Annotated in this window: 6 protein-coding genes and 1 pseudogene; 3 read left to right on the plus strand and 4 right to left on the minus strand. The window is 66.1% G+C overall.

Going from position 1 to position 4,928, the window contains the following annotated elements; translation table 11 throughout:
* Positions 1–110: 110 nt before the first annotated feature.
* Complete coding sequence (locus PGX04_RS25065) at positions 111–785, minus strand: HD domain-containing protein (protein WP_273740988.1); 675 nt, start codon at positions 783–785, stop codon at positions 111–113.
* A gap of 233 nt (positions 786–1,018) precedes the next feature.
* On the opposite strand from PGX04_RS25065, the gene PGX04_RS25070 reads away from it, so the two are divergent.
* The 3 genes from PGX04_RS25070 (at position 1,019) to PGX04_RS25080 (ending at position 3,552) form a co-directional block, all read left to right on the plus strand.
* Positions 1,019–1,435, plus strand: a complete 417-nt coding sequence (locus PGX04_RS25070; protein ID WP_273740989.1) for a cobalamin B12-binding domain-containing protein — start codon at positions 1,019–1,021, stop codon at positions 1,433–1,435.
* Positions 1,432–2,526: a methylmalonyl Co-A mutase-associated GTPase MeaB gene (gene meaB, locus PGX04_RS25075; RefSeq protein WP_273740990.1), complete on the plus strand. Its 1,095-nt coding sequence runs from the start codon at positions 1,432–1,434 to the stop codon at positions 2,524–2,526. The genes PGX04_RS25070 and meaB overlap by 4 nt, the downstream gene beginning before the upstream one ends.
* A gap of 81 nt (positions 2,527–2,607) precedes the next feature.
* On the plus strand, positions 2,608–3,552 hold the full coding sequence (locus PGX04_RS25080; RefSeq protein WP_273740991.1) for an alpha/beta fold hydrolase: 945 nt from the start codon (positions 2,608–2,610) through the stop codon (positions 3,550–3,552).
* Positions 3,553–3,579: 27 nt separating this feature from the next.
* Here PGX04_RS25080 and PGX04_RS25085 read toward each other — a convergent pair whose 3' ends face one another.
* The 3 genes and pseudogenes from PGX04_RS25085 to PGX04_RS25095 form a co-directional block, all read right to left on the minus strand.
* The gene (locus PGX04_RS25085) at positions 3,580–4,236 is read right to left on the minus strand and encodes a DUF502 domain-containing protein (RefSeq protein ID WP_273740992.1); all 657 of its coding nucleotides are present in this window, start codon (positions 4,234–4,236) and stop codon (positions 3,580–3,582) included.
* Positions 4,237–4,334: 98 nt separating this feature from the next.
* Positions 4,335–4,727 (minus strand): Zn-ribbon domain-containing OB-fold protein, encoded by a 393-nt coding sequence (locus tag PGX04_RS25090; protein WP_273740993.1) that lies wholly within the window; start codon positions 4,725–4,727, stop codon positions 4,335–4,337.
* A 58-nt stretch (positions 4,728–4,785) separates the two neighbouring features.
* Positions 4,786–4,928: pseudogene (locus PGX04_RS25095) on the minus strand (3-ketoacyl-CoA thiolase); the annotation flags it as partial.

Consider the following 4,928-nt stretch of genomic DNA (forward strand, 5'->3'; position numbering starts at 1 on the left):
CGCGTCGACGCTTTCGCACCCGCGGTCGCCGGGCTGAGCGCGGTCGTCCTCGTCGGGTTCGGCCTGCTCTTTCTCGCGATGGGCGCGCTTCGGCTCGTTTGAACGACGGGCTACTCGCCCAGCGCGGCGATCTCGTCCTCGAGCCACTCGCTGAACCACTTGACGCGTTTCAGGCGCTGGTGGGCGATGCTCTCGGCAGTGTCGCTCTCGACCCGCGAGGCGGCGTCGTAGCCGCGCTCGAGCACGCGCTCGATCATCTCGTCGCACTCCATGTGCGTGCGGGCCTCGTACCCCATCCGGAGCAACATGAGGGCGGTACCGTTCGCGCCGACCTTGTCGAGCAGGTCGGCTTCGATGAGACACTGCGTCTCCAGCGCGAGGTCGGTCAGATCGCCCTGATGGGAGTGGTGTTCGATGGCGCGACACACCTGCTGGACGAACGACTCGGGATACTCCCCGCGCGACTCGAGGTACTCGCGGGCGACGCGAGCGCCGGCCTCCGCGTGGAGTTCCTGGTCTGTCTCGAGTTTGGCGACGTCGTGAAAGAGGGCGGCGACGCGGGTGACGTCGGTGTCCGCGCCCTCTTCCTCGGCGATCTCGACCGCGAGATCGACCACGTTGAGGATGTGGTTGTGCCGGTATTCGGCGGAATGCCAGGGGTACCAGCGCATCCGACCGCCCTCGTCTTCTTTCTCGACGCTCGCGGCGAGGTACTCGAAGACGAATCCCTTCATCGCCTCGAACTCGGCGTCGGTCACTCGCGTTTCTTTTATTTCAACGCCCACGATAGATCCCTCCGCAGCAGACGAATGATAGTCATTACCGGAATGTTCGGTCGTTTCGCTCTTTAGCCTTTGGTTCGGAACGGTTTCGGGTCGACGTGACAGTCACGACGCGAATTATCAGTCGACCGACCCCGCACTCCCCGAATCGCTCCCGTCTCGAAATCCCATCGCTGCGCGTCGGACGTGAACTATTTTCCGTTAAAGTCAAACGGTCGGCTGGGGATGGTGTGAGTATGAGCAGCGACCAGGAAGCGGAGTCGACTCGGTGTCTCGTCGCCAAAGTCGGCCTCGACGGCCACGACCGCGGGGCTCACGTCATCGCCCGCGCGTTTCGAGACGCCGGCTTCGAGGTCATCTATTCCGGACTGCACAAAGCGCCCGACGAAATCGTCCAGGCCGCGGTTCAGGAAGACGTCGACGTCCTCGGAATCTCCATCCTCTCGGGGGCGCACGACACCCTCGTTCCGAAGATCATGGACGGCCTCGAAGAGTACGGTGCCAAAGACGACACGCTCGTCCTCGCCGGCGGCGTCATCCCCGACGAGGATCGGGAGGGACTCGAGGAAGCGGGCGTCGCGGCGATCTTCGGCCCCGGAACCTCGATCGAGGAGACCATCGAGTTCGTCCGCGAGAACGCGTCCCAGCGATGAGCGTGGACCCCGACGACCGGACGCTGCTCGAGGCGCTGCTGGCGGGGGAACACCGCGCGCTCGCCCGGACCATTTCGAAGATCGAGAACCGTTCGCCCGGCTATCGCGATCTGGTCTCGGAACTGTACGCGCACACGGGCAACGCCGATGTGATCGGAATCACCGGCTCGCCGGGTGCGGGAAAGTCCACCCTGGTCGACAAGCTGGCAGAGTCCTACCGGGATCGGGGTGAAACCGTCGGGATCATCGCGATCGACCCCTCCTCGCCGTTTACCGGCGGGGCCGTACTGGGCGATCGGATCCGGATGGCCTCGACGGTGGGCGATATGGACGTTTTCGTCCGATCGATGAGCGCCCGCGGCACGCTCGGGGGGCTCTCGACGGCGACCGCGGACGCGGTCAAAGCGATGGACGCCTTCGGCAAGGACAAGATCATCATCGAGACCGTCGGTGCCGGCCAGAACGAGATCGACATCGTTCGGACCGCCGACAGCGTCGCCGTCCTCGTCCCGCCGGGCTCGGGCGACGACATCCAGACGCTGAAAGCCGGCATCCTCGAGATCGCCGACATCTTCGTGGTCAACAAGGCCGACCGCGACGGGGCCGACCGGACCGTTCAGGAACTGCGAGAGATGGTCCAGCTCGGCGACGGGAGCGACCTCACCGGTGGCGGCGGCCACCACAGCCAGGAAGTCATCGACGCCCACGACGACTGGGACGGGGAGCCGGACGAGGACGACGAGACCGACGAAGACTGGACGCCGCCGATCGTCGAGACCGTCGCCATCCACGGCACCGGCGTCGACGAGTTCATCGACGAACTCGCGGCCCACCGCGCCTATCTCGTCGATTCCGGCGAACACGCGGAGCAAGTGCGCACGCGCTACGCCGAGGAGATCCGTACCCTGCTGCGCGAGGACCTCCACGCCGTCCTCGAGGACGAACTCGTCGCCGCCGGCGGGATCGACGACCTCGCCGAGGCCGTCCGAAACGGCGAGACCGATCCCTACACTATCGCCGACGATCTGCTGACGCCCGTCGAAGGCTGTCTCGAGGAACTCGAGACCGACGCGGACGTGAACTCGCGATAGAGCGCTCGCTCGTACCCCCATTCCCAACACGTTCTGAACCCGAACCCGAGGCCTAAGGCCGTTGCCGTCGTACGGTCCCCCATGAAAGCCCGAACAGTCCTCGGTGCAGCGCTCGGAACCGTCGGCGGGGCCATCCTCGGCAACCGCCTCCTGAAACGGCGCGCCGGCGACCTCGAGAGCCCCCTTCCCGGCATCGAACGCACCTATCGCTGGCGGGGGATCGAGACGACCTACACCGTCGCCGGCGATCCGAACGACACCGATATGCTCTTGCTTCACGGAATCTACGCGGGTGCGAGCAGCCACGAGTTCGCGCCGATCGTGGAGCAGTTGGCCGAGGACTACCACGTTTACGCGGTCGACCTCCCTGGCTTCGCCAGATCGGAGCGGCCACCGCTAGTCTACTCGGCCTCGCTCTACGCCGAGTTTATCCGCGACTTCGCGGCCGACGTCACCGACGAGCCGATCGTCGTCGCATCCTCGCTGACCGGCGCGTTCGCCGTCGACGCCGCCGACGAGACCGATATCAAACGGCTGATGTTGATCTGTCCCACGGAGGAGACGAGCGACGCACGTCCGTGGGTCCGCACCCTTCTGCGGACGCCCATCGTCGGGACGACGCTGTACAACCTGCTCGCGAGCAAGCCGTCGATCCGCTACTTCTACGACCGCGACGGCTACTACGATTCCGCCCGCATCGACGCCGACGAAGTCCAGTACGCCTGGGACAGCGCCCACCAGCCCGGCGCGCGCTACGCCCCTGCTTCCTTCGCCGCGGGCACCCTCGACCCCGAGTTCGACCTCGCGACGGAACTGGCCGCCCTCGAGACGCCGACCACGCTCGTCTGGGGCCGCGATGCGGAACTCGTCCCGCTCCGGGAGGGCCGCGATCTCGCCGAGGCCGCCGACCTCGATCTGGTCGTCATCGATTACGCGACCCAACTGCCACACGCCGAACACCCGGACAAGTTCGTCGAATATCTGAGCGCGGAACTCCCGCGAGCCGGTATCGGCGTCGACGAGTAGCCGGACGTCTCCGCCGGCTTCGATCGCTTACTTCGGGACGTTCTCGATCGCCGTCGGTGAGACGGCTGCTTCCTCTCGTTCGTCGCCCATGCCGGTCGTGACGATGAGGCGCATCCCGCGACGCACGCTCATGTCGACCTCGTGGACCTGCTCTTCCGGAAGCAACACCAATCGGCCGGCGGTCGGGTTCGGACTGTTCGGCAGGAAGACGTTGTAGGCGTCCTGCCCGGCCACGTCCTCGACCGCCCGCGGGCTTTCGCCCGTGACGAGACCGATCATGTAGACGCCCTCGCGAGGATACTCGACCAGCACGACGCTCTCGTAACTCGTCTTCCGCTCAACCAGCGAGTCCGCGACCTGCCGCACGCTCCCGTAGATCGTGCTGACCAGCGGTATCACGTTGACGAGCCGGCCGATGTTGCCGAACAGGTGCCGACCGACGCTCTGCTGAGCGAGAAACCCCAGCACGACGACCGCCGCGACGATCAGGACGACGGCCAACAGCTGGGCGACGACTTCGACGTTTCGTGTGTACTGTGCCAGCCCCGCGGCGCGAACGACCGGCGTGACGAACTGTAACGACCAGTTGACGAGGAATCGAAGAATGTACAGCGTGACCGCGAGCGGCGCGACCAGAATCAGCCCCGCGACGAAACTGCTCTTGATACGCGACGAGAGAGTCATAGCAGGTCGTACTCGCCGAAGGAAAAATAGCCTCTGGCGACCGAAAGAAACCGCGCGTCAAACGGTCGTCGCGACGGCCACGATCGAACGGGAACCGGCTACGCCGGCCGGAATCCGATGACTCGCTCGCCGGTCGTCTCGGAGACCGCGATCTCGAGTTCGACCTCGAGCCCGGTCTCGACTGTCGCGGGATCGACGCCGACGACCTGCCCGGTGATCCGCACGGGGCCGAAGTCGGCGATGGCCGTCGCGTACGGGGCGTCCTCCTCGAAGGCCGGCGTCGGAACGTGCGTGACGGTGAACGTCTGGACCTCGCCGGTCTCGGGCAGGGTGACCTCCTCGAGGTCGGTCGAGCCGCAGTCGGGGCAAACCCGTCGCGGCGGCAGGGAGCCGTGACCGTTGGCGCACTCGAGGAAGTACGCGTCGCCGTCTTCGGCGGCGTCGAGCCACGCGTCGAAGCCGGCGTCGACGACGGATTCGGCATCGCTCATCGCTCCGTCACCTCCAGAGCGAAGCGCTGACTTACCCGCATTCGCTCACTTCGTTCGCTCATGCGACCACCTCCAGGACGTGAACGGTCGCACTGGCGACCGTGCCACCCGCGTTGTGCGCGACGCCGGTCGTCGCGTCGGCGACGTGCTCGCTGTTGGGATGCTCGCCCGCCAGCAGGTCGGTGACTTCGGCGATCTGGG

Source organism: Natrinema soli (assembly GCF_028618695.1).

Excerpts from the sequence above, each read along its gene's own strand:
- PGX04_RS25070 (WP_273740989.1), top strand. The coding sequence starts at position 1,019 with ATGAGCAGCGACCAGGAAGCGGAGTCGACTCGGTGTCTCGTCGCCAAA.
- meaB (WP_273740990.1), top strand. The coding sequence starts at position 1,432 with ATGAGCGTGGACCCCGACGACCGGACGCTGCTCGAGGCGCTGCTGGCG.
- PGX04_RS25080 (WP_273740991.1), top strand. The coding sequence starts at position 2,608 with ATGAAAGCCCGAACAGTCCTCGGTGCAGCGCTCGGAACCGTCGGCGGG.
- PGX04_RS25085 (WP_273740992.1), bottom strand. The coding sequence starts at position 4,236 with ATGACTCTCTCGTCGCGTATCAAGAGCAGTTTCGTCGCGGGGCTGATT.
- PGX04_RS25090 (WP_273740993.1), bottom strand. The coding sequence starts at position 4,727 with ATGAGCGATGCCGAATCCGTCGTCGACGCCGGCTTCGACGCGTGGCTC.